15 protein-coding genes and 2 rRNA genes (1 of these 17 only partly in view) are annotated in these 22219 nt (G+C 68.3%); 10 read left to right on the forward strand and 7 right to left on the reverse strand.

Annotation, left to right across the window (positions count from 1 at the left end; all coding sequences use genetic code 11):
* A 23S ribosomal RNA gene (locus ACSMXX_RS20745) occupies positions 1-2101 on the forward strand; it begins 1024 nt to the left of the window's first position.
* A 131-nt stretch (positions 2102-2232) separates the two neighbouring features.
* Positions 2233-2349: ribosomal RNA gene (gene rrf / locus ACSMXX_RS20750) — 5S ribosomal RNA — on the forward strand.
* Positions 2350-2452: 103 nt separating this feature from the next.
* On the opposite strand, the gene ACSMXX_RS20755 is transcribed toward rrf, so the two are convergent.
* From ACSMXX_RS20755 to ACSMXX_RS20775, 5 genes are read right to left on the reverse strand one after another with little or no spacing between them, the layout of a single operon-like run.
* Entirely contained in the window at positions 2453-3763 is a 1311-nt protein-coding gene (locus ACSMXX_RS20755) for a DUF58 domain-containing protein (protein WP_473180206.1), read from the reverse strand.
* Positions 3764-3795: 32 nt separating this feature from the next.
* The gene (locus tag ACSMXX_RS20760) at positions 3796-4761 is read right to left on the reverse strand and encodes an AAA family ATPase (protein WP_473180207.1); all 966 of its coding nucleotides are present in this window, start codon (positions 4759-4761) and stop codon (positions 3796-3798) included.
* Positions 4758-6071, reverse strand: a complete 1314-nt coding sequence (locus tag ACSMXX_RS20765; protein WP_473180208.1) for a DUF4350 domain-containing protein — start codon at positions 6069-6071, stop codon at positions 4758-4760. The genes ACSMXX_RS20760 and ACSMXX_RS20765 overlap by 4 nt, the downstream gene beginning before the upstream one ends.
* On the reverse strand, positions 6068-6844 hold the full coding sequence (locus ACSMXX_RS20770) for a DUF4129 domain-containing protein (RefSeq protein ID WP_473180209.1): 777 nt from the start codon (positions 6842-6844) through the stop codon (positions 6068-6070). The genes ACSMXX_RS20765 and ACSMXX_RS20770 overlap by 4 nt, the downstream gene beginning before the upstream one ends.
* 4 nt (positions 6845-6848) lie before the next feature.
* A complete protein-coding gene (locus ACSMXX_RS20775) occupies positions 6849-8078 on the reverse strand; it encodes a DUF7847 domain-containing protein (protein WP_473180210.1) in 1230 nt (409 codons plus the stop codon).
* Positions 8079-8215: 137 nt separating this feature from the next.
* On the opposite strand from ACSMXX_RS20775, the gene mtnA reads away from it, so the two are divergent.
* The 7 genes from mtnA (at position 8216) to ACSMXX_RS20810 (ending at position 16824) form a co-directional block, all read left to right on the forward strand.
* Positions 8216-9364, forward strand: coding sequence for an S-methyl-5-thioribose-1-phosphate isomerase (gene mtnA, locus ACSMXX_RS20780; protein WP_473180211.1), 1149 nt, complete (start codon positions 8216-8218; stop codon positions 9362-9364).
* Positions 9361-10038, forward strand: a complete 678-nt coding sequence (gene mtrA, locus ACSMXX_RS20785; protein ID WP_473180212.1) for a two-component system response regulator MtrA — start codon at positions 9361-9363, stop codon at positions 10036-10038. The genes mtnA and mtrA overlap by 4 nt, the downstream gene beginning before the upstream one ends.
* Position 10039: 1 nt before the next feature.
* Positions 10040-12205: an MtrAB system histidine kinase MtrB gene (gene mtrB, locus ACSMXX_RS20790; protein WP_473180213.1), complete on the forward strand. Its 2166-nt coding sequence runs from the start codon at positions 10040-10042 to the stop codon at positions 12203-12205.
* Positions 12205-14037 carry an LpqB family beta-propeller domain-containing protein gene (locus ACSMXX_RS20795; protein ID WP_473180214.1) on the forward strand — a complete coding sequence of 611 codons (1833 nt, stop codon included), beginning with the start codon at positions 12205-12207 and terminating at the stop codon, positions 14035-14037. Before mtrB ends, ACSMXX_RS20795 begins: the two co-directional genes overlap by 1 nt.
* A 78-nt stretch (positions 14038-14115) precedes the next feature.
* On the forward strand, positions 14116-14841 hold the full coding sequence (locus ACSMXX_RS20800; protein ID WP_473184883.1) for a ComF family protein: 726 nt from the start codon (positions 14116-14118) through the stop codon (positions 14839-14841).
* Between the two features lie 387 nt (positions 14842-15228).
* Entirely contained in the window at positions 15229-15927 is a 699-nt protein-coding gene (gene hpf / locus ACSMXX_RS20805; RefSeq protein ID WP_070013528.1) for a ribosome hibernation-promoting factor, HPF/YfiA family, read from the forward strand.
* Positions 15928-16068: 141 nt separating this feature from the next.
* Complete coding sequence (locus ACSMXX_RS20810) at positions 16069-16824, forward strand: response regulator (RefSeq protein WP_473180215.1); 756 nt, start codon at positions 16069-16071, stop codon at positions 16822-16824.
* Positions 16825-16949: 125 nt separating this feature from the next.
* Here ACSMXX_RS20810 and ACSMXX_RS20815 read toward each other — a convergent pair whose 3' ends face one another.
* On the reverse strand, positions 16950-18155 hold the full coding sequence (locus ACSMXX_RS20815) for a winged helix-turn-helix domain-containing protein (RefSeq protein WP_473180216.1): 1206 nt from the start codon (positions 18153-18155) through the stop codon (positions 16950-16952).
* Between the two features lie 179 nt (positions 18156-18334).
* Complete coding sequence (locus ACSMXX_RS20820) at positions 18335-18943, reverse strand: GNAT family N-acetyltransferase (protein WP_473180217.1); 609 nt, start codon at positions 18941-18943, stop codon at positions 18335-18337.
* Positions 18944-19263: 320 nt separating this feature from the next.
* Between ACSMXX_RS20820 and secA the strand changes: the two genes are divergently transcribed.
* A complete protein-coding gene (gene secA, locus ACSMXX_RS20825; RefSeq protein ID WP_473180218.1) occupies positions 19264-22095 on the forward strand; it encodes a preprotein translocase subunit SecA in 2832 nt (943 codons plus the stop codon).
* The last annotated feature ends 124 nt before the right edge of the window (positions 22096-22219 follow it).

The following is a 22219-nucleotide window of genomic DNA, read 5'->3' on the forward strand; positions in this document are numbered from 1 at the left end:
CGGTAAGTGAGAGCGCGGCAGTGAGACTGTGGGGGATAAGCTCCATGGTCGAGAGGGAAACAGCCCAGAGCATCGACTAAGGCCCCTAAGCGTGTGCTAAGTGGGAAAGGATGTGGAGTCGCAGAGACAACCAGGAGGTTGGCTTAGAAGCAGCCATCCTTGAAAGAGTGCGTAATAGCTCACTGGTCAAGTGATTCCGCGCCGACAATGTAGCGGGGCTCAAGCACACCGCCGACGTCGTGTCACTCACATGTGTGCCCTAACGGGTGTGTGGGTGGGTAGGGGAGCGTCGTGTGCCGGGTGAAGCAGCCGTGTAAGCGAGTTGTGGACGGTATGCGAGTGAGAATGCAGGCATGAGTAGCGATACATACGTGAGAAACGTGTGCGCCGATTGACTAAGGGTTCCTGGGTCAAGCTGATCTGCCCAGGGTAAGTCGGGTCCTAAGGCGAGGCCGACAGGCGTAGTCGATGGATAACCGGTTGATATTCCGGTACCCGTGGCAGTGCGCCAGCGCTGAATCAGGTGATGCTAAGCCCGTGAAGCCCCCTGCGGTGTCCTTCGGGATGCTGTGGGTGTGGTGGAGCCGGCGGTCCGAGTCTGTAGTAGGTGAGTGATGGGGTGACGCAGGAAGGTAGTCCAGCCCGGGCGGTGGTTGTCCCGGGGTAAGGGTGTAGGGCGTCATGCAGGTAAATCCGCATGACATGGGCCTGAGACCTGATGCCGAGCCGATTGTGGTGAAGTGGATGATCCTATGCTGTCGAGAAAAGCCTCTAGCGAGTGCTGTTGCGGCCCGTACCCTAAACCGACTCAGGTGGTCTGGTAGAGAATACCGAGGCGTTCGGGTGAACTATGGTTAAGGAACTCGGCAAAATGCCCCCGTAACTTCGGGAGAAGGGGGGCCACGGCTGGTGATCCCACGTGCTGGGGGAGCTGGTGGTGGCCGCAGAGACCAGCGAGAAGCGACTGTTTACTAAAAACACAGGTCCGTGCGAAGCCGTAAGGCGATGTATACGGACTGACGCCTGCCCGGTGCTGGAACGTTAAGGGGACCGGTTAGTCACATTTCGGTGTGGCGAAGCTGAGAACTTAAGCGCCAGTAAACGGCGGTGGTAACTATAACCATCCTAAGGTAGCGAAATTCCTTGTCGGGTAAGTTCCGACCTGCACGAATGGCGTAACGACTTCTTGACTGTCTCAACCATAGGCCCGGTGAAATTGCACTACGAGTAAAGATGCTCGTTTCGCGCAGCAGGACGGAAAGACCCCGGGACCTTTACTATAGCTTGATATTGGTGTTCGGTTCGGTTTGTGTAGGATAGGTGGGAGACTGTGAAGCATTCGCGCCAGCGGGTGTGGAGTCGTTGTTGAAATACCACTCTGATCGTGCTGGATGTCTAACCTGGGTCCGTGATCCGGATCAGGGACAGTGTCTGGTGGGTAGTTTAACTGGGGCGGTTGCCTCCTAAAATGTAACGGAGGCGCCCAAAGGTTCCCTCAGCCTGGTTGGTCATCAGGTGGTGAGTGTAAGTGCACAAGGGAGCTTGACTGTGAGACTGACGGGTCGAGCAGGGACGAAAGTCGGGACTAGTGATCCGGCGGTGGCTTGTGGAAGCGCCGTCGCTCAACGGATAAAAGGTACCCCGGGGATAACAGGCTGATCTTCCCCAAGAGTCCATATCGACGGGATGGTTTGGCACCTCGATGTCGGCTCGTCGCATCCTGGGGCTGGAGTCGGTCCCAAGGGTTGGGCTGTTCGCCCATTAAAGCGGTACGCGAGCTGGGTTTAGAACGTCGTGAGACAGTTCGGTCCCTATCCGCTGCGCGCGTAGGAGTCTTGAGAAGGGCTGTCCCTAGTACGAGAGGACCGGGACGGACGGACCTCTGGTGTGCCAGTTGTTCTGCCAAGAGCATGGCTGGTTGGCTACGTTCGGGAGGGATAACCGCTGAAAGCATCTAAGCGGGAAGCCTGCTTCGAGATGAGGACTCCCACCCCCTGTGTGGGGTTAAGGCTCCCGGGAGATGACCGGGTTGATAGGCCGGATATGGAAGACCCGTGAGGGTTGGAGTTGACCGGTACTAATAAGCCGAGGGCTTGACCACAGATTCTTTTTGCTCGCGTCCACTGTGCGGTATCTGAAACAACAACCGTTGACAGATACAATTGAACAGTGTTGTTGCTGACACACGTAAAGATTTCCCCGGTGCCGGATACGGTTTTTCCGGGGGTGTGTTTCGGTGGTCATAGCGTGAGGGAAACGCCCGGTCACATTCCGAACCCGGAAGCTAAGCCTTACTGCGCCGATGGTACTGCATGCGGGAGCGTGTGGGAGAGTAGGACACCGCCGAACTACCAGTAGAAGAAGCCCCGTTGGAATGGGAACACAACCCACACCAACGGGGCTTCTTCATGCCCGCACAACCCCGGCATGACAATGCCGAACCAACTACAGGTCATAGGCGGCCTGTTGATTTCAGCGTGAGATATGCGTCGGTGAGAGCAGGCGCCAGTTCGGTGGGCAGTGCGTCGACGACCGTGACCCCGCGTCGGCGCAGACGGTCCGCGGTCTGTTTGCGCTCCAACTGGGCTCGTGCCGCAGCCGCGGCGTTGTAGACCGCGTCGACATCGCCTCGCGCGGCGGCCATCTCCGCGATGCGCGGATCGGCGATCGAGGCGACGAGGACCGTATGGCGTTCGGTGAGCAGCGGCAGCACCGGAAGGAGGCCGTTTTCGACGGGGGATGCTTCCAGCCCTGTGAGCAGGATCAGGAGCGACTGGTGCCTTGCCATGCGGAGTGCCGTAGAGGCCAGACCGCGGGTGTCGGATTCGACGAGCGCGGGCTCGATCGGTGCCATCGCCGAGACGAATGCCGGCAGGACCTCATGTGCCGCACGTCCCTTGACCGTTGCGCGGGGGGCACGGTCGTACGCGAGGAGGTCGATCCGGTCGCCGGCCCGCGAGGCCAGAGTGGCGAGGAGAAGTGCGGCGTCCATCGCGGTGTCGAGGCGGGGGGCGTCGCCCACACGGCCGGCGGACGTCCTTCCCGTGTCGAGGACGACGAGGATGTGACGGTCACGTTCGGGGCGCCACGTACGGACGGCGACCGTCGACTGCCGGGCGGTGGCACGCCAGTCGATCGACCGTGTGTCGTCTCCGGGGATGTAGTCGCGGAGGCTGTCGAATTCGGTCCCTTCGCCGCGGGTCAGGATGCTTGTCCGGCCGTCGAGTTCGCGGAGCCTTGCCAGCTTGGCGGGAAGGTGCTTGCGGCTGTTGAAAGCCGGGAGGACTCGCACCGTCCACGGGACGGAGTGGCTTCCCTGGCGGGCGGCCAGGCCGAGTGGCCCGTAGGAGCGCACGGTGATGCGCTCGGAGCGCCGGTCGCCGCGGCGGGTGGGGTGGAGCACGGTTGTCACAACTCGCTGCTCCCCGGGGCCGATGTGGGCCTGGTGCCGGCTTGCGGTTTCCGGGGCGCCGTCCGGCCAGCTGCTCGGCGGCCATGCATCCCGGAGCCGGAGGCGGGAAAGGCGGCGGGACGGGTTGACCACGAGAACACTCACGTACGCGTGTTCGCCGAGGCGAACTGACGTATCACCGGAACGTGTGAAGCGCAGCTGATTCACTGGCGCCGCGAGGGCGAGGTCGTACAGGATTGCAATCAGCAACGGGAGTTCGACGGCGAGCACGCCGGTCCAGCTGGGGAGCAGCAGCCCGACGAGGATCGCGCCGAGGGCGGCGATGAGGGCTGTACGGCCGGTGAGTGCCATGAATCAGGGCTCGCCAATCAGCTCACTGAGATTCAACGGGGGACGGGGACATGGGCAAGGATCGAATTGATCACGCTGTCCGCAGTGACACCTTCCATCTCCGCTTCGGGGCGAAGTTGCACGCGGTGGCGGAGGGTCGGCAGGGCGAAGGACTTGACGTCGTCGGGGGTCACATAGTCGCGTCCGGTGAGCCAGGCCCACGCGCGAGCACTGGCGAGTAGTGCCGTGGCGCCGCGGGGGGACACACCGAGCATGAACGAGGGGGAGTCACGAGTGGCACGGCAGATATCGACGACGTAGCCCGTGACTTCGGGCGAGATGGAGGTCTGGGCGACCGCACTTCGTGCCGCGTCCAGTTCGGCGGGTCCCGCGACCGCGCGGACACCGGCGGTGTCGAGATCCCTCGGGTCGAAACCTTCCGAGTGCCTGGTCAGGACACTGATCTCGTCTCCGCGTGAGGGCAGCGGCAGGTTCAGCTTGAGCAGAAAGCGGTCGAGCTGCGCTTCAGGCAGGGGGTAAGTCCCCTCATATTCGATCGGGTTCTGGGTGGCTGCCACCAGGAAGGGGTCGGGCAGCGCCCGTGGGGTGCCGTCGACGGAGACCTGACGTTCCTCCATGGCTTCGAGGAGGGACGCCTGGGTCTTGGGGGGTGTGCGGTTGATCTCGTCGGCGAGCAGCAGATTGGTGAAGACCGGGCCGGGCTGAAACGAGAACTCTGCCGTGCGGGCGTCGTAGATGAGAGATCCGGTGACGTCGCTCGGCATCAGATCGGGGGTGAACTGCAGGCGTTTGGTTCCGAGTTCGAGGGCGGCGGCGAGTGTCCGCACAAGCAGTGTCTTGGCGACTCCGGGGACGCCTTCGAGGAGCACATGGCCGCGGCAGAGCAGCGCAACGACGAGTCCGGTGACGGCGGCGTCCTGGCCGACGACTGCCTTCGAGATCTCAAGGCGTAGTGCTTCGAGCGCGCTGCGGGCGCTGTCTGGCGAGGGGGCGCTCACTGGGTGCGTTCCTTGTCTGTCGATAGGCGGGTGAACGAGGCGGCGTCGGTCAAGCGCCGTTCCAGATGGTCGAGTTCGTCGGCTAGCTGGATGAGCTCGGCGTCGGTCGTAGGGGCCGCGCCGAACAGAAGGGAGTGAAGGCCTGCGCTGCCACCGGGGCCTGGCCGGGTGCCGGGTGCTGTCCCTGCGTCCGCGCCGGTATGCGGGCCCGTGTGCGCACCCGTCTCGGTGCTCCTGGCGAGGGCGGGAATCAGGACTCGCGGGGAGTCTGCCTCGGCGGCGCTGACGCCGGCCGGCGAGGCGAGCCGGGCGCGGGTGGCGGATCGCAGTGCGTCGGCGGCGCGGTCGCGTGCGTTGGCTCGCCGGTAGAGGCGGGCTCTGCCCTCGGTCGTCTCGGACGCACGTACGGCTACGGGGAGTTGCTCGGGCACGAGCGGTCCGAGACGGCGCATGCGCCAGAGAGCGGCGAGGACGGCTGCGATCGACAGCTGGACGGTGGCCCAGGTCCAGCCTTCCGGCAGGAGATCGAGGAAGCTGCGCTCCCCGCCCTTGGGAGCGGAGGCGTCGGCAGAGGAAGGGAGGTACCACACGAGATGCGGGCGCGAGCCGAGCAACTGGAGCATCAAGGAGGCGTTTCCGTGCTTGTCGAGCCGCTGGTTGTAGAGCGGTTCGGGGCTGCCGAGCAGCACGGTGTCGCCTTCGGGGCCGGAGCGGTCGTCCTTGTCGGCGGGCTCGTCCGGGATCCTCAGCAGGGAGGGCAGGCCCTGGTGCAGATAGCAGAAGTCGGCCTGGTCGTTGGAGACCGCGTACCGGACGCCGCCGAGTTCGGCGTCGCCTGCGCGTTCCGCGGTGGGGAAGCCGCAGTCCGGCGGTGTGGGCTGCGTCGTTGCGGGCGCCGCGGCACGTACCCCGCGGACGAGTGTCTTGGTGGGGGCCGGGCCCGGAGCGATGAGGACGGTCCGGCCGCCGCGTTCCAACGCGCCGCGCAGGTCGGCCTTCTGGCGTGGGCTGAGGGCGTCGGGGTCGCTGACGACGAGTGTCGTGCGGGGCCCTGCGGCCTTCTTGGCGCCGGCGGCGGTCGTGACGATCTTCGTCTCGACGCCCCGTTCCCTCAGGAGCTGGGCCGTGGCCTTGCTGCCGTGGTCGGCCGTGGACCGTGGATCGAGGAGTCCGTACTCGTTCCCGGAGCGCAGGGCCGCGATGACCACCCCGGCCACGGCGAGTATCGCGGCGGCGAGCAGCAGTCCACGGACACGGGCCCACAGCTGCCGGGTTGTGGGGGAGAGGGAGGTGCCGGACGGGTCGCTCAACTTCTCCCTCCGTCCGCAGGGGTGGCGTCCGTGCTCCGTGCTCCCTGCCCCACGAGGCGGTTCGCGTCCTGTCCCGCACCGGTGCCGGGCAGCACGGGCTCGGCGCGTCCGAGGGCGGAATCGAGGTCGCGGACGGCTGTGTACGCGGAGGCGTCCACGTCTCTGTCCGCGTATGTCACCTCGTCGAAGGAGCGGGCTGCCGAGCGCAACGCGTCCGCATGTCCGGGCATCGCACGGCCGGCTTCGACGGCGGCTTCGTCGGCGGTGCGGCCGGGGCGGTGGTCGAGCAGGGCGCGTTCCTCCAGGGACCGGACGATGGCTCGCATCCGTTCCTGGAGGGCGGGGTTCCAATGTCCGGCGGCGGCATGGGTTTCCGCTTCCGCACGGTGTTGTGCCGCGCTGCGCGGCCCCTCGGCGAAGAGGGCCGTCGCCTCGGAGGCCGGTCCTGGCCGGAGCATGCCGAGCCTGAGACGCAGGGCCACGGCCAGCAGGACCAGCACGCAGATGATCACGGTGAGGCCGACCCACCCCCCGGGAGACGCCTGTGCAGCCGAGTTCAGCAGAGAGCTGATGTGGTCCCAGAGCCAGTCGAGGATGCGGTTGAGAAGACCTGGGTCGTCCCTGTGGTATTCGGCCTTCGACAGCTCGCGCTCGGCCGCTTCGCGCGCCGGTGTGCGGGGGGTGGTCACGGGTGTGCCGCCGTCGTCGGCGAACACCGCGGGGTGCAGGCCGACCGCCGTGGACGGCGCCGCGGTTGCCACATCCCCCGGCATCACCTCAGCTCCCGGGGGTCCGGCTGCCGGGCTGAGGGTCGCCGTAGCCCGGGACGCCTGCGGCGCGGGCGAGTTCGAGGTCGAGGGCTTCGCGCCGGATGCGCTGGTCGAGATAGAGCAGGGCGGTGACACCTGCGCGGATCGGGAAGGTGATCGTGGACGCGATGACGGCGCCGATGCCCACGGCGATCAGGTAGGACCAGCTCGTGGTCGGTGTTCCTTCGGCGAAGGCGGAGACTCCCTGGCCGCTGGCGATCATGCCGATGAGCGTCGCGGGCATCTGGATGATCGACGCGACGATGACGACCAGGATCGTTGCCAGCATCTGTACGCCGAAGACCCGCCACCAGCTGCCTCGTACGAGCTTGGCGGAGCGTCGCATCGCGGTGATGACGCCCTGCTTCTCCAGCATCAGAGCCGGTGCGGCGAGGCTGAAGCGGACCCAGATCCACACGGCAGCCACCAGGCCGGCCAGCAACCCCACGAGCAGTACGGCGACTCCGAGGGTGCGGAGCCCGGCTGCCAGGAGCACTCCTCCCGGCGCGGAGCCGGCGAACATGGCCAGGGCCACGAGCAGGGGCAGGAGGAAGAGCAGGCCGAGCAGGCGCAGCAGTTGAGGGCGGGAGTCCCGCCATGCCTCACCGACGGAGACGGTACGGCCGAGCACTGCCCGGCTGATCACGATCGTCAGCATGGCGGTGGCGAGCACGGTGCCGAGGGTTTCGACGAGTGCGCGTACCCCGGAGATCCGCAGCGATCCGGTCAAGGCGTCCATGAGTTCGTCGGGGCTGGGCTGCGGGTTCCTGGTCAGCGCGTTCAGGTCGGAGGCGTCCGACAGCCAGAGACCGTTGACCACGGTGGCCACGAACTGCACGACCACGGCGACGGCGAGGGAGATGCCGAGCACGGTGCGCCAGTGTGCGCGCATGGTGGTGACGGCGCCGTCCAGTATCTCCCCGACGCCCAACGGACGCAGCGGGATGATCCCGGGCTTGGCAGCGGGCGGCTGATTCCAGTAGCCGCCCCATTTGTCCCAGCCCGGACGGCCGGGAGGAGGAGCGCCCCAGCCAGGGTTCGGCTGGGCGGGCGGTTGCTGCGCGGACCAGTTCCTGGGTGGATCGTTCGCGGGCGCCGGGTGCGGTTTGCCCCCGGGGACGACGGTCGGCTCCTCGCCGTCTTGCGAACGATCGGGTGTGGGAGATCCGGGCGGGGTCCAGCCCGGAGAGTCGTTCACTTGTCGTCACCTCGAGGTGTAGGTCGCTCCATCGCCTGGTTGCCTGCCATCGTCCCACGCTCGCCCGGGACAACGGGTGGCCCCCGGCTTCTTGGATCTCCTTCAGAAGTCGTCGCGTATCGAGGCAGACTGTGCGGATGGCAGATCATGGTGTCCCGGTGCTGCGCTGGGCGGACAGCCCAGAGGGGCCGGTGCTGTTGCTTCTCGACCAGACGAGGCTGCCGGCAGAGGAAGCCGAGCTCGCGTGCAGGGACGCACACGACCTGGTGGCAGCGATCCGGGCTCTGTCGGTGCGAGGGGCGCCGCTGCTGGGTGTGGCCGGTGGCTATGGCGTCGCGCTCGCCGCCGCCCGTGGTCACGACGTGGCAGAGGCGGCAGACCACCTGGCGTCCGCGCGGCCCACGGCTGTCAACCTCGCTGCCGGCGTGCGGCGGGTGGAGCGCGCGTACCGGGCGGCGGCCGGCGAGGGAGCGGATGCCGAGCGCGCGGCGGCAGCCGCCCTCTCCGAAGCCAGGGCACTCCACGAGGAGGACGCCGAGGCGAGCGAGCGGATGGCACAGCTCGGGTACGGGCTGCTCGGCGAGCTGGTGCCGCGGAAGCCGATGCGGCTGCTCACGCACTGCAACACCGGGGTCCTGGTCTCCGGGGGCCGGGGCACGGCTTTCGGAGTCGTCTCGCAGGTGCACGCCGCAGGCGAGCTGCGAAGGCTCTGGGTGGACGAGACCCGGCCACTGCTGCAGGGGGCACGCCTGACCGCGTACGAGGCCACGCGGGAGGGCATGCCCTTCAGCGTCCTCGCGGACGGGGCTGCGGGTTCGCTGTTCTCGGCTGGCGAGGTGGACGCGGTGCTGATCGGTGCCGACCGGATCGCGGCGGACGGTTCCGTCGCCAACAAGGTCGGCAGCTATCCGCTCGCGGTGGTGGCGCGGCACCACGGGGTGCCGTTCGTGGTGGTGGCGCCGGTGACGACGGTCGATCTCGCGACGAAGCGGGGCGGGGACATAGTGGTGGAGCAGCGGGCACCGGAAGAGGTGACGCACATCTCTTCGCCGTACTCGCCGTACCATCCGGAAGAACGGGGGGAGCGCGGCGGTGGCATTCCTGTGGCCCCGAGGGGGGCAGATGCCTACAACCCGGCCTTCGATGTGACCCCGCCGGAACTGGTGACGGCCGTCGTCACGGAGCGGGGTGTGATCTCGCCCGTCACCAGCGAAACTGTCGCGGGGCTGTGTTCCCCGTCACGAACGACAACGTCACGATGGGGTAATGGGATGATGAACGCATGAAGGGACGAGTCCTTGTCGTCGACGACGACACCGCACTGGCCGAGATGCTCGGGATCGTGCTGCGCGGCGAAGGCTTTGAACCGTCGTTCGTGTCGGACGGCGACAAGGCGCTCGCCGCCTTCCGCGAGGTCAAGCCGGATCTGGTGCTGCTCGATCTGATGCTTCCGGGCAGGGACGGCATCGAGGTCTGTCGCCTGATCCGCGCGGAATCCGGAGTGCCGGTGGTCATGCTGACCGCGAAGACCGACACGGTGGATGTGGTGGTGGGCCTGGAATCCGGGGCCGACGACTACATCGTCAAGCCGTTCAAGCCGAAGGAGCTGGTGGCGAGGATCCGCGCGAGGCTGCGGCGGTCGGACGACCCGGCGCCCGAGCAGCTGGCCATCGGCGACCTGGTGATCGATGTCGCCGGGCACTCGGTGAAGCGGGACGGGCTGTCCATAGCCCTCACGCCGCTGGAGTTCGATCTTCTTGTGGCGCTGGCCCGCAAGCCCTGGCAGGTCTTCACCCGTGAGGTGCTGCTGGAGCAGGTGTGGGGCTACCGGCACGCGGCCGATACGCGCCTGGTCAATGTTCACGTGCAGCGTCTGCGCTCGAAGGTCGAGCGTGATCCGGAACGGCCCGAGATCGTCGTGACGGTGCGCGGAGTGGGTTACAAGGCCGGGCCCGGCTGAGATGACCCGGAACGGCTCCGTCCAGCAGCGCGCCGGTGCGGACGGAGCCGCGGCACCCGAGTCCGAAATGTCCACATTCCGGCGCTTGTGGCGCAGTGGAGCCCTCTTCTCCGAGGGCCTGCTTCCGGAAGGCACGACCGGGCCCCGCGCCCACCCCGCGATCCGCTTCTTCATCCGCTGGGTGCGGCGCCCGCTGCTGCCCGTGCTGCGGCTGTGGCGGCGGAACATCCAGCTCCGCGTCGTCGCTGCCACGCTCCTGATGTCTCTGGGCGTGGTGCTGCTCCTCGGCATCGTCGTCATCGGGCAGGTGCGCAACGGGCTGCTGGACGCGAAGGAGAAGACCGCCCAGAGCCAGGCGGCGGGCGGGTTCGCGGCCGCCCAGGAGATGGCCGACAGCGCGGGCAGCGGCCGCAGCGGCGAGGGGCAGCAGGGCCGCCCCGGAAGCGGAGGCCGCAGCTCGCAGAACACGGGCACCTGGCTGAACAACCTGGTGGAGCAGCTCGCAAGCGGCGGCCAGGGCGTCTACTCCGTCGTCGCGCTCGGCTCCCAGAACGACGAATCCCCGTTCCTCGGCAACGGGCGTTCCACCACGCGCGGCCCGCGCGCCTCCGGCGACATCCGCCCCGAGGAGAGCATCCCCGCCGACCTGCGCAGGGCCCTGGACAAGCAGCCCGGCACCCACCAGCGCTATGCGAAGGTCTACCGCCAGGACGGCAGCAGCACCGCCGGCCTGATCGTCGGCAAGCGGCTCAACGACGCCGGCGGAGCTCCGTACCAGATGTACTACGTCTTCCCGTTCACGCTGGAGGAGGAGTCGCTCAACCTGGTCAAGGGCACTCTGGCCACGGCCGGAGTCTTCGTGGTCGTGCTGCTCGGCGCGATCGCGTGGCTGGTGGTGCGGCAGGTCGTCACGCCCGTACGGATGGCCGCGGGAATCTCCGAACGCCTCGCTGCCGGAAGACTCCAGGAACGGATGAAGGTCACGGGCGAGGACGACATCGCCCGGCTCGGCGAGTCCTTCAACAAGATGGCTCAGAACCTCCAGCTGAAGATCCAGCAGCTGGAGGAGCTCTCCCGGATGCAGCGCCGCTTCGTCTCCGACGTCTCGCACGAGCTGCGTACACCGCTCACCACGGTCCGTATGGCGGCGGACGTGATCCACGAGGCGCGGGAGGAGTTCGATCCCGCCACCTCGCGCTCAGCGGAACTGCTGCTCGGGCAGCTCGACCGCTTCGAGTCGCTGCTGGGCGATCTTCTGGAGATCAGCCGCTTCGACGCCGGAGCCGCCAACCTCGAGCCCGACCCGATCGACCTGCGGGACGTCGTACGCCGCGTCGTCGACGGCTGCGAGCCGCTCGCCGAGCGCAAGGGCAGCCGCGTCGTGGTGCGGGGCGACGAGAGCCCCGTGGTCGCGGAGGCGGACGTGCGCCGCATCGAGCGGGTGCTGCGCAACCTCGTCGACAACGCCATAGAGCACGGTGAAGGCCACGACGTCGTGGTCAGGCTGGCAACCGGAGGAGGAGCGGTCGCGGTGGCCGTACGGGACTACGGCGTCGGGCTCAGCGGCAGCGAGGCCGAGCGCGTCTTCAACCGTTTCTGGCGTGCAGACCCCGCTCGCGCCCGTACAACTGGGGGCTCAGGTCTCGGCCTGTCCATCGCCCTGGAGGACGCGCGGCTGCACGGCGGCTGGCTCCAGGTGTGGGGGGAGCCGGGCGGCGGTTCGCAGTTCAGGCTCACGCTGCCGTGCGCCGCGGGGGAGACGCTGCACTCCTCGCCGCTTCCGCTGCAGCCGGCCGACTCGCGCCGCAAGCGGCTCGCGACGGACGGGACGGGAGGCGGCAGGAGCAAGGTTCCGGCGCAAGGGCGGCAAGGAACCGCCGCCGGGTCCGGATCAGCGTCGGGGTCCACGTCCGGGTCCGGGTCGGCGTCCGGATCCGCGTCCGGAACGGGCAGGGCAGGAGCGTCGGCCCTCGGCTCCTCCCGGCAGTCGGCTCCGGCAGCGTCGCCTGCCGGCCGTTCCGCACCCACTCCCAATGCCGCGTCCACTGCCACGTCCAACTCCACCTCCACCTCCACTGCCACGTCCCCGCACGCGGTCGCCGCGCCGCGCGGCCCCGCTCCCCCTGACGCTGACGGCGAGACGGCCCGCGAGGACGGAGAACAGTGATGGGTGACGCTCGGCGGAGCCGGGACGGCCGTGCTGCAACGGTCGTACTGACCGCGCTCGCGCTGCTGTTGTCGGGCTGTGCCTCCATGCCTGACGACGGCTCCGTGGACCACGTCGACTCATCGCACCGCGCCGACTCGGACTCGCAGGTCCGTGTCTTCGGCGTCAGCCCGCAGAAGGGCGAGAAGCCGCAGCAGATAGTCCGCGGCTTCCTGGAGGCGACGACGAGCGACGAGTCGGCGTTCTCGACGGCGAAGAAGTATCTGGCCGACCGGACGGCCGCCAAGTGGGACCCCTTCGCCAGCACGAGCGTCGTCTCGGGCGGCCCCAGCCCCGGCAACGCCCGGCGCGACTCGGGCGGGGGCAGCGGCTTCAGCGTCCAGGTGACCGGTACGCGCGTCGCGGAGGTCGACGAGAACCATGCGTACTCACCGGCGGCAGGCGACTACAGCGAGGGATTCCATCTCTCCAAGGAGCACGGGGAGTGGCGGATCGACGGGCTCCCGGACGGGCTGGTGCTCGGCGAATCCGACTTCCAGCGCATCTACCGCCCGATCAACAACTACTACTACGCGCAACTGGGCACCGACTCCGAGTCGATCACCGGCGGCAAGGACGTACTGGTCGCCGATCCGGTCTATCTGCGCCGCCGCATAGATCCGGTCACCTCGACGGTCGAGGCGCTGCTGGACGGGCCGACCGGCTGGGTCGACCCCGTCGTCCACTCGGCCTTCCCGAAGGGCGCAGCACTCGCCCGCGACCAGCATCTCTCGCTCGACGACTCCGGTGCGCTGAGCGTCCGGCTCAACGCCAAGGGCGCCATGGTGAGCGAGGCACGCTGCGTCCGCATGGCGTCCCAGGTGCTGCACACCGTGCAGGACCAGGCGTCGGCGAAGGTCACCAAGGTGGTGCTCGCGGGAGCAGACGGTGAGGCGCGGTGCGAGCGGACGCGTGAGCAGGCGGAGGACAACCAGCCCGGGCGGCTCAACGGCCGTGCGTCACGGCAGTACTTCGTCGACGGTGATCACCGTGTCTCGTCCTTCGACGAGAACAGCGACGACCCGAGGCCGGTCCAAGGCGCGCTCGGCGAGGGCGAGACGGAGATGGGTGCTGTCGCGGTCAACCGTGCCGAGCAGGAGGGCGCGGCCGTATCCCGTGCACGCCGGTCGCTGTATGTCGCACGCCTCACGGAGGGCGGCGAGCTGGGCGAGCCCGTACTGAGCAGCAAGGCGAAACGCGAGAACGACCGGCTGACGGCCCCCAGTTGGGACGGTCTGGGCGACCTGTGGATCGCCGACCGCGATCCGGACGATCCGCGCCTGCTGCGTCTGGCAGGCGGCAAGGAGCAGCCGGAAGAGGTCGATGTGCCGGGCCTGGGCGAGGGGGAGCGGATCGAGTCGCTTCGCATCGCGTCCGACGGCGTACGGATGGCGCTGCACATCCGGCAGAAGGACGGCTCGCGGACGCTGAAGCTGGGACGGGTCCAGCGCCAGGGGACGGCCCAGGACCCACAGGTGAGGGTCACGGCGCTGCGGCCGCTCGCTCCGCAGTTCGAGGATGTGGCGGCGATGTCCTGGGCGGGTGGCAGCCGGCTGGTGGTCGTGGGGCGCGAGTCCGGGAGCGTGCAGCAGATGCAGTACATCGAGACCGACGGCTCGGCCTCGAACCAGCCCGCCCTGCCAGGCATCAACGACGTGACGGGCGTGGCCGCTTCGGAGGACGAGAGCAAGCCGCTGCTCGCCGATTCGGAGGACGGCATCGTGCGGCTGCCTCCCGACGCCAACTGGAAGAGGCTGACGGACAGCGGTACGAGTCCGGCCTACCCCGGTTAGAACCAGCGTCCCGGGCATGCCGTCCGGAAGTTGTCCACAGGCCTGGCAGGCCCTCGCGGCCGCTGGGACAGTGTCGTCATGCGGGAGTTGTGGCGGGAGCTCCGGCAGGAACTCGCAGGTCTGGTGCTGCCGGGCGGGTGCGCCGGGTGCGGAGTCCCAGGGGTGCGGGGGGAGTTGTGCGCGCGGTGCGGCAGCGCGCTGACGGGCGCCGTGCCGCGCCGGGTGCGGCCGTCGCCGGTGCCGTCAGGTCTGCCGTGTGTGTACGCGTCGCTGCCGTACGCCGACGAGGCGCGCGCTCTGCTGCTGGCCCACAAGGAGCGCGGTGCGCTCGGACTGGCGGGGCCGTTGGGGGTGTTGCTGGCCGCTGCGGTGCGGGAGGCCTCCGTGCGGGCGCCGGATTCAGCCAGAAGGCGGGCGGTAAACGGGCCGTTGACGCTCGTGCCGGTGCCCTCGGCACGTCGCGCTGTGGCCCGCCGGGGCCATGATCCGGTTCGGCGGATCGCCGGGGCCGCGGCCCGTGAGCTGCGCGGAGGAGGGGTGGCTGCGCGCGTGCTGGCTGTGCTCCGTCAGCGACGCACGGTGGCGGACCAGGCAGGGCTCACGGCACAGCAGCGTGCTGTGAACCTCAGTGGCGCACTGGAGTTGGTGCCGGGCGGCGAAAAGCTGCTGGCCGGAGGGGAGACGATGTTGGTCGACGACGTGATGACCACAGGGGCGTCGCTGGCCGAGGCCGCCCGCGCAGTGGCCAAGGAGACACAGGCGGTGTTCGCTGCCGCCGTCGTGGCGGTCCGGTCGAGGCCGTGAGCCGCGTCGTGATCAGGCGTCGTGATCAGCCGTCGTGATCAGGCGCCGTGAGCGCGTGCCGTGAGCGCGTGCCGTGAGTCAGGTACCGATGAACAGGCCGTCCCTGGGTGGCCGCCGATAGCTACCAGAGATCAAGCGGCATCGAGAGGGATTGTCGCGAATTGATACCTGAACGTAGGTACGTGCCAGTAGGGGGTGCCCAGCGTCCACCAGTGGAGGTACGTTCGAGGTGGGGTGACGATCTTCCCCCAGGGGGAGAAGGAGGTGACAGTCGCAAGCCGAGGTTCCGGAGGCTGGCGGCAGAAGGCAGGCCCTGCCTCCGGTGTCAGTGCACAAAGGACGCACTCCGCTTCGCTATGACGGAGTGCTCCGGGAACGGAGTTCTGCGTGGACATCGTCGTCAAGGGCCGCAAGACAGAGGTGCCCGAGAGGTTCCGCAAGCACGTGGCCGAGAAGCTGGCGAAGATCCAAAAGCTCGACGGAAAGGTGATCAACCTGGATGTCGAGGTGTGCAAGGAACACAATCCCCGGCAGGCCGACCGTTCCGAGAGGGTGGAGATCACTCTCCGCACTCGCGGGCCGGTCATCCGTGCGGAGGCAGCGGCCTCCGACCCGTACGCTGCGCTGGACCTGGCAGCGGGCAAGCTCGAGGCACGGCTGCGCAAGCAGCACGACAAGCGCCGGGTACACCGTGGAGGAAGCCGCGCACCGATCAGCGTAGCCGCGGCCACCGCACACCTCGCGGCAGAACTCAACGGACAGCTCGACGCCGCAGCGGCGCCACCCGCACCGGCCAAGACCGAAGAGAAGCCGATGACCACCAGGGTGGGCCCGTTGGAGGTCCAGGGCGACGGTCCTCTCGTCGTCCGCGAGAAGACCCACGCCGCCGCGCCGATGGCTTTGGACCAGGCTCTCTACGAAATGGAGTTGATCGGCCACGACTTCTACCTCTTCGTCGACTCCGAGACCAAGCAGCCGAGCGTCGTCTACCGCCGGCACGGCTACGACTACGGCGTGATCCATCTGGATCCGGATCCGTTCGCCGTGGACCCGCCTCCTGAAGCGGGCGGCGCTCTCGGCGGCTGACCGCTCGGAACCACCTAGAACCGCGCCCCCGGCCGGGTCGAGGACTTGGCCGGGGGCGCGAACGTGGAATTATGGCCTCACTCGTCAACCTGTGCCCTGTGCAGCGCGGTTGGCGCGGCATAGCCTGCAGGGGGAGGATTGATGGCGGAAAGCTTCGGGCCGGTGATGCCCATGGCGGAGACGCACCCGGGTCGGGTCGCGGCTGAGAACGGCGCCCAGCATGAGACGCGGCAGCCGGAGCCGATCCGTGTGCTCGTCGTGGACGACCACGAACTCTTCCGGCGTGGGCTGGAGATCGTCCTCGCCCAGGAGGAGGACATCGAGGTCGTCGGCGAGGCGGGTGACGGGGCCGAAGCCGTCGAGAAGGCCGCCGACCTGCTCCCCGACATCGTGCTGATGGACGTGCGCATGCCGAAGCGCGGCGGGATCGAGGCGTGCACCTCCATCAAGGAAGTGGCACCGAGCGCGAAGATCATCATGCTGACGATCAGCGACGAGGAGGCCGACCTCTACGACGCGATCAAGGCCGGTGCAACGGGCTATCTCCTGAAGGAGATCTCCACGGACGAGGTCTCCGCGGCGATCCGCGCGGTGGCGGACGGGCAGTCCCAGATCAGTCCGTCGATGGCGGCGAAGCTGCTCACCGAGTTCAAGTCGATGATTCAGCGCACCGACGAGAGCAAGCTGGTGCCGGCTCCGAAACTGACCGACCGCGAGCTGGAAGTGCTCAAGCTCGTGGCGACCGGCATGAACAACCGCGACATCGCGAAAGAGCTCTTCATCAGCGAGAACACCGTCAAGAACCACGTGCGCAACATCCTGGAGAAGCTCCAGCTCCACTCACGTATGGAGGCCGTGGTCTACGCGATGCGCGAGAAGATCCTGGAGATCCGCTGACCCGCCGATCCGCCGGTCCGTCGGTCCGTCGGCCACCCGCCGACCAACCGCTGTCCCCTCCGCTGATGTGCTGACCGGCTGATGCGGCGCGGTCCTTCGGGCGGCAGCGCCGCCGGGAGAGCCGGTCAGTCCTTCCCCACCTTTTTCCCGGCCTGTGCCCCAGCAGGGCCCTCCGTCAGGGTGTGAGCCAGCGCTTCCGCCAGCTCGGGGTCGTCGCAGCGCCCCACACGAACCTCGTCGCAGCCCACCCAGGACGCCGCCTCCCACAGCGCCTTCGCCATCGGCGCCACCGCCTTGCGGCCGGCCATGGAGACCTGGCGCGCCAACAGTGTGCTGCCTTCCCGGCCCGGATCGACCCGGCCGAGCAGCTTGCCGCCGGACAGCAGCGGCATCGCGAAGTAGCCGTGTATCCGCTTGGGTTTGGGGACGTACGCCTCAAGCCTGTGTGTGAAGCCGAACATCCGTTGCGTACGCGGCCTGTCCCAGACCAGGGAGTCGAAGGGCGAGAGCAGCGTCGTACGGTGCCGTCCCCGCGGGGAGTTCTCGAGTGCCGCCGGATCTGCCCAGGCGGGCTTGCCCCAGCCTTCGACCTCCACGGGCACCAGATCCGTGTCCGGAAGCACCGCGTCCACCTGCTCGCCCTTGAGGCGGTGGTAGTCCGCGAGGTCGGCGCGCGTCGCCACACCCATCGCCGCCCCGGCCTGGGCCACGAGACGGCGTATGCACTCGTGGTCGTCGATGTCGTCGTGCAGCAGGTCGTCGGGGACGGCACGTTCAGCCAGGTCGTAGACGCGCTTCCAGCCGCGCCGCTCCGTACAGACCACCTCGCCGGTGTCCAGCAGCCACTCCACCGCGATCTTCGTATCGGACCAGTCGAACCATTCGCCGCCGTTCTTCCCGCCGCCCAGCTCGGTGGTGGTCAGCGGTCCGTCGGCCTTGAGCCTGTCCCGTACGAGCGCGCAGGCGCGGTCGCGGTCCTCCAGAATGTGCCAGCGGTGCCCGCGGGCACGCCGCTCACGGCGCCGGAAGGCGAAGTGCGGCCACTCCTCGACGGGCAGGATGCAGGCGGCATGCGACCAGTACTCGAAGCTGTGCCCGCCCGTCCAGTACGCCGATTCGACCGCGGAACGGCCGACGGCGCCCAGCCGTGCGTACGGAACGAGTTCGTGCGAGCGCGCCAGCACGGAGATGGTGTCCAGCTGGACCGCACCGAGCCGGCGCAGCAACCCGCGCACCCCGGCCCGTCGGTCCGGCGCGCCCAGCAACGCCTGCGCCGACAGGGCCGCGCGCCGGGCCTCGTCGGCGGAGAGCGAGATCTCCGCAGTCGTCATGCGGGAGACGATAAACGCACCCACCGACATCCGGCCCGGGCGGACGAACCCGTCTCAGCCCTCAGCCCTCGGTACTCGCGGCCCGGGTTCCGCCCGCCGCCGCTCCCCGGCACAACTCCCCGCCGCCCCGCGGCTCCCAGACGCTCCCGGCCACCGCGCTCCCCGTGCCGCTCCCCTTCTCACCCGCGCCGCTTCGCCGGTGGCCGCTCGTTCGCGGGCAGATAGGGAGTCTCCATCTGCTGCCCCAGATCCGTGGGAAGCAGCCCCGCGACCCACGCGTCCCGCCGGATGCCCCGCTGGACGACCTTCGCGCGCTGCATCCCCTCCATCACGAAGCCCAGCCGCCGGGCCACCGCCCGCGAGGCCACGTTCCCCGCCTCCGCGACCCATTCGAGCCGTTCCGCCTTCAGCTCCGAGAACGCCCAGTCGATCACGGCCCGGCCCGCCTCCACCGTGTAGCCGTTGCCGCGCTGCTCCTTGACCGTCCAGAAACCGAGCTCTGCCTGGCGTTCGGGTGTGTGCATCTGCCACAGGCGCACAAGGCCCATGGATCCGACGAGGCCACCCGATTTCGTGAAGACGCCGAAGTTGTACATGGTGTCGTCGCGCCAGCCCGCCGGACTGACGCCGCACACGAACTGCTCCGCGTCCTCGCGCCCGTACGGCTCCGGCACAGGTATCCAGCGCACGATCTCCGGGTCCTGGCAGGCGGCCTGCACGCTCTCCACGTCCCGTTCGTCGAAAGGACGCAGCAGCAGTCGTTCCGTGCCGAGGGTCGTGGGCTCCATGGAGTGATTGTGCCCTTGCCTCCGTGAGCCTGGCCCGGAATTTCGCGGCCCGTACGCCGCCGGTACCCCGCCCTGTACCCGGCCGGTCACCGAGCCGTACTCGCCGTGTGCACGCCGGGTCCGGCCGGCCGGGGCCCCTCCGGCCCTCCGCCCGGCTCGTCCGTCCGCCCGTCGGCCCGGCCCGGCACCTTCGAGCGCTCCGGACCGTTAGGGGTACAGGGGCGTACGTCCCTCGCATACGATGGCCGGTGCGGCGGCGACCGTATCGCCGTGTCCGCGCACTGACCGTGCCAGGTTCGACCGGCAAGGAGCCACCCCAAGTGTCCGTCTTCGGCAAGCTCATGCGCGCAGGTGAAGGAAAGATCCTGCGCAAGCTGGACCGCATCGCGCGGCAGGTGAATTCCATCGAAGAGGACTTCGTGGACCTGTCGGATGCCGAGCTCCGCGCCCTCACGGACGAGTACAAGGAGCGGTACGCGGAGGGCGAAAGCCTCGACGACCTGATGCCGGAGGCCTTCGCCACCGTCCGCGAGGCCGCCAAGCGAGTGCTCGGCGAGCGGCACTACGACGTCCAGATCATGGGCGGTGCCGCGCTGCACCTCGGTTACGTCTCGGAGATGAAGACCGGTGAGGGCAAGACCCTGGTCGGCACGCTGCCCGCGTATCTGAACGCCGTCTCGGGCGACGGCGTCCACATCATCACCGTCAACGACTACCTCGCCCAGCGCGACTCCGAGTGGATGGGCCGCGTCCACCGCTTCCTCGGGCTGTCGGTCGGCTGCATCGTGGCGCACATGACGCCGCCGGAGCGCCGTGAGCAGTACAACTGCGACATCACCTACGGCACGAACAACGAGTTCGGATTCGACTACCTGCGCGACAACATGGCGTGGTCGAAGGACGAACTGGTCCAGCGCGGCCACAACTTCGCGATCGTCGACGAGGTCGACTCCATCCTCATCGACGAGGCGCGCACGCCCCTGATCATCTCCGGCCCCGCCGACCAGGCCACGAAGTGGTACAGCGACTTCGCCAAGCTCGTGAAGCGCCTGGAGAGGGGCGAGCCCGGCGAGCCCCGTACGCAGAAGCCCGAGACCGGTGACTACGAGGTCGAGGAGAAGAAGCGCACGGTCGGCATCCACGAGGAGGGCGTCGTCAAGGTCGAGGACTGGCTCGGGATCGACAATCTCTACGAGTCGGTCAACACCCCCCTCGTCGGCTACCTGAACAACGCCATCAAGGCCAAGGAGCTCTACCACAAGGACAAGGACTACGTCGTCATCGACGGCGAGGTCATGATCGTGGACGAGCACACGGGCCGCATCCTCGCCGGCCGCCGCTACAACGAGGGCATGCACCAGGCGATCGAGGCCAAGGAAGGCGTCGAGATCAAGGACGAGAACCAGACTCTCGCCACGATCACTCTCCAGAACTTCTTCCGCCTCTACGAGAAGCTCTCGGGCATGACCGGTACGGCCATGACGGAGGCCGCCGAGTTCTACCAGATCTACAAGCTGGGCGTCGTCCCGATCCCGACGAACCGGCCGCTCGCCCGCGCCGACCAGGCCGACCTGATCTACCGCACCGAGGTCTCCAAGTTCGACGCCGTCGTCGACGACATCGCGGAGAAGCACGAGAAGGGCCAGCCGGTGCTGGTCGGCACGACCTCCGTCGAGAAGTCGGAGTACCTCTCGGAGCAGCTCAACAAGCGCGGTGTCCGCCATCAGGTGCTCAACGCGAAGAACCACGAGCGCGAGGCCTCGATCGTCGCCGAGGCGGGCCGCTTGGGCTCCGTCACCGTCGCGACGAACATGGCCGGGCGCGGCACCGACATCAAGCTCGGCGGCAACGCAGAAGGCATGGCCGAGAAGGAGCTGCGCGACCGCGGCCTTGACCCGGTGGAGACCGCCGAGGAGTGGGCGTCCTCGCTGCCCGCCGCCCTGGAGAAGTCGGAGCGTACGGTCAAGGACGCGGTCGACGAGGTCAAGGAGCTCGGCGGTCTGTACGTCCTGGGCACCGAGCGGCACGAATCGCGCCGCATCGACAATCAGCTGCGCGGCCGTTCCGGCCGTCAGGGCGACCCGGGCGAGTCCCGCTTCTACCTGTCCCTCGGCGACGACCTGATGCGGCTGTTCAAGGCACAGATGGTCGAGCGCGTGATGGCCATGGCCAACGTGCCGGACGACGTCCCCATCGAGAACAAGATGGTGACCAGGGCCATCGCCTCCGCGCAGTCCCAGGTCGAGCAGCAGAACTTCGAGATCCGCAAGAACGTCCTGAAGTACGACGAGGTCCTCAACCGGCAGCGCGAGGTCATCTACGGGGAGCGCCGCCGCGTCCTGGAGGGCGAGGACCTGCACGAGCAGGTGCGGCACTTCATGGACGACACCATCGAGGCGTACGTCCAGGCCGAGACGGTCGAGGGCTTCGCCGAGGAGTGGGACCTGGACCGGCTGTGGAGCGCCTTCAAGCAGCTCTACCCGGTGAAGGTGACCGTCGAGGAGCTGGAGGACGCCGCCGGCGAACGCGAGGGCATCACCGCGGAGTTCATCGTCGAGTCCGTCAAGGACGACGTCCACGAGCAGTACGACGCCCGTGAGGCGGAGCTCGGCAGCGAGATCATGCGTGAGCTGGAACGTCGCGTGGTGCTCTCGGTGCTCGACCGCAAGTGGCGTGAGCACCTGTACGAGATGGACTACCTCCAGGAGGGCATCGGCCTGCGCGCCATGGCGCAGAAGGACCCGCTGGTCGAGTACCAGCGCGAGGGCTTCGACATGTTCCAGGCCATGATGGACGGGATCAAGGAGGAGTCCGTCGGCTATCTGTTCAACCTGGAGGTCCAGGTCGAGCAGCAGGTCGAAGAGGTCCCCGTCGAGGAGAGGCAGCCCGCGGAGAAGGCGTCGCTGGAGAAGGAGCCGCAGGACGTGGTGCCCGCCGGCGCGGCGATGGGTGCCGCTCCGGCCATCCGGGCCAAGGGCCTGGACGCCCCGCAGCGTCCGGACAGGCTGCACTACTCCGCGCCGACCGCCGAGGGCGGCGTCGAGGAGGGCGAGCTGGAGACCGGCAACGGCGGCCCGGTCCGCTCCGAGGCCGACGGCCTGACGCGGGCCGAGCGCCGCAAGGCGCAGAAGGGCAAGAAGCGCAAGAAGTGAGCCGCTGAGGCCGCGCCGCGCCCTGGGCACTGTGCGGCCTTCGGCGCATTCACGGTACGGGCCGGGGCCCGCCGCTCGGTGAGGGCGGCAGGGCCCCGGCCCGTACCGGTCCGGCGGACACCCC

It is taken from the genome of Streptomyces sp. DSM 116795 (assembly GCF_055792905.1).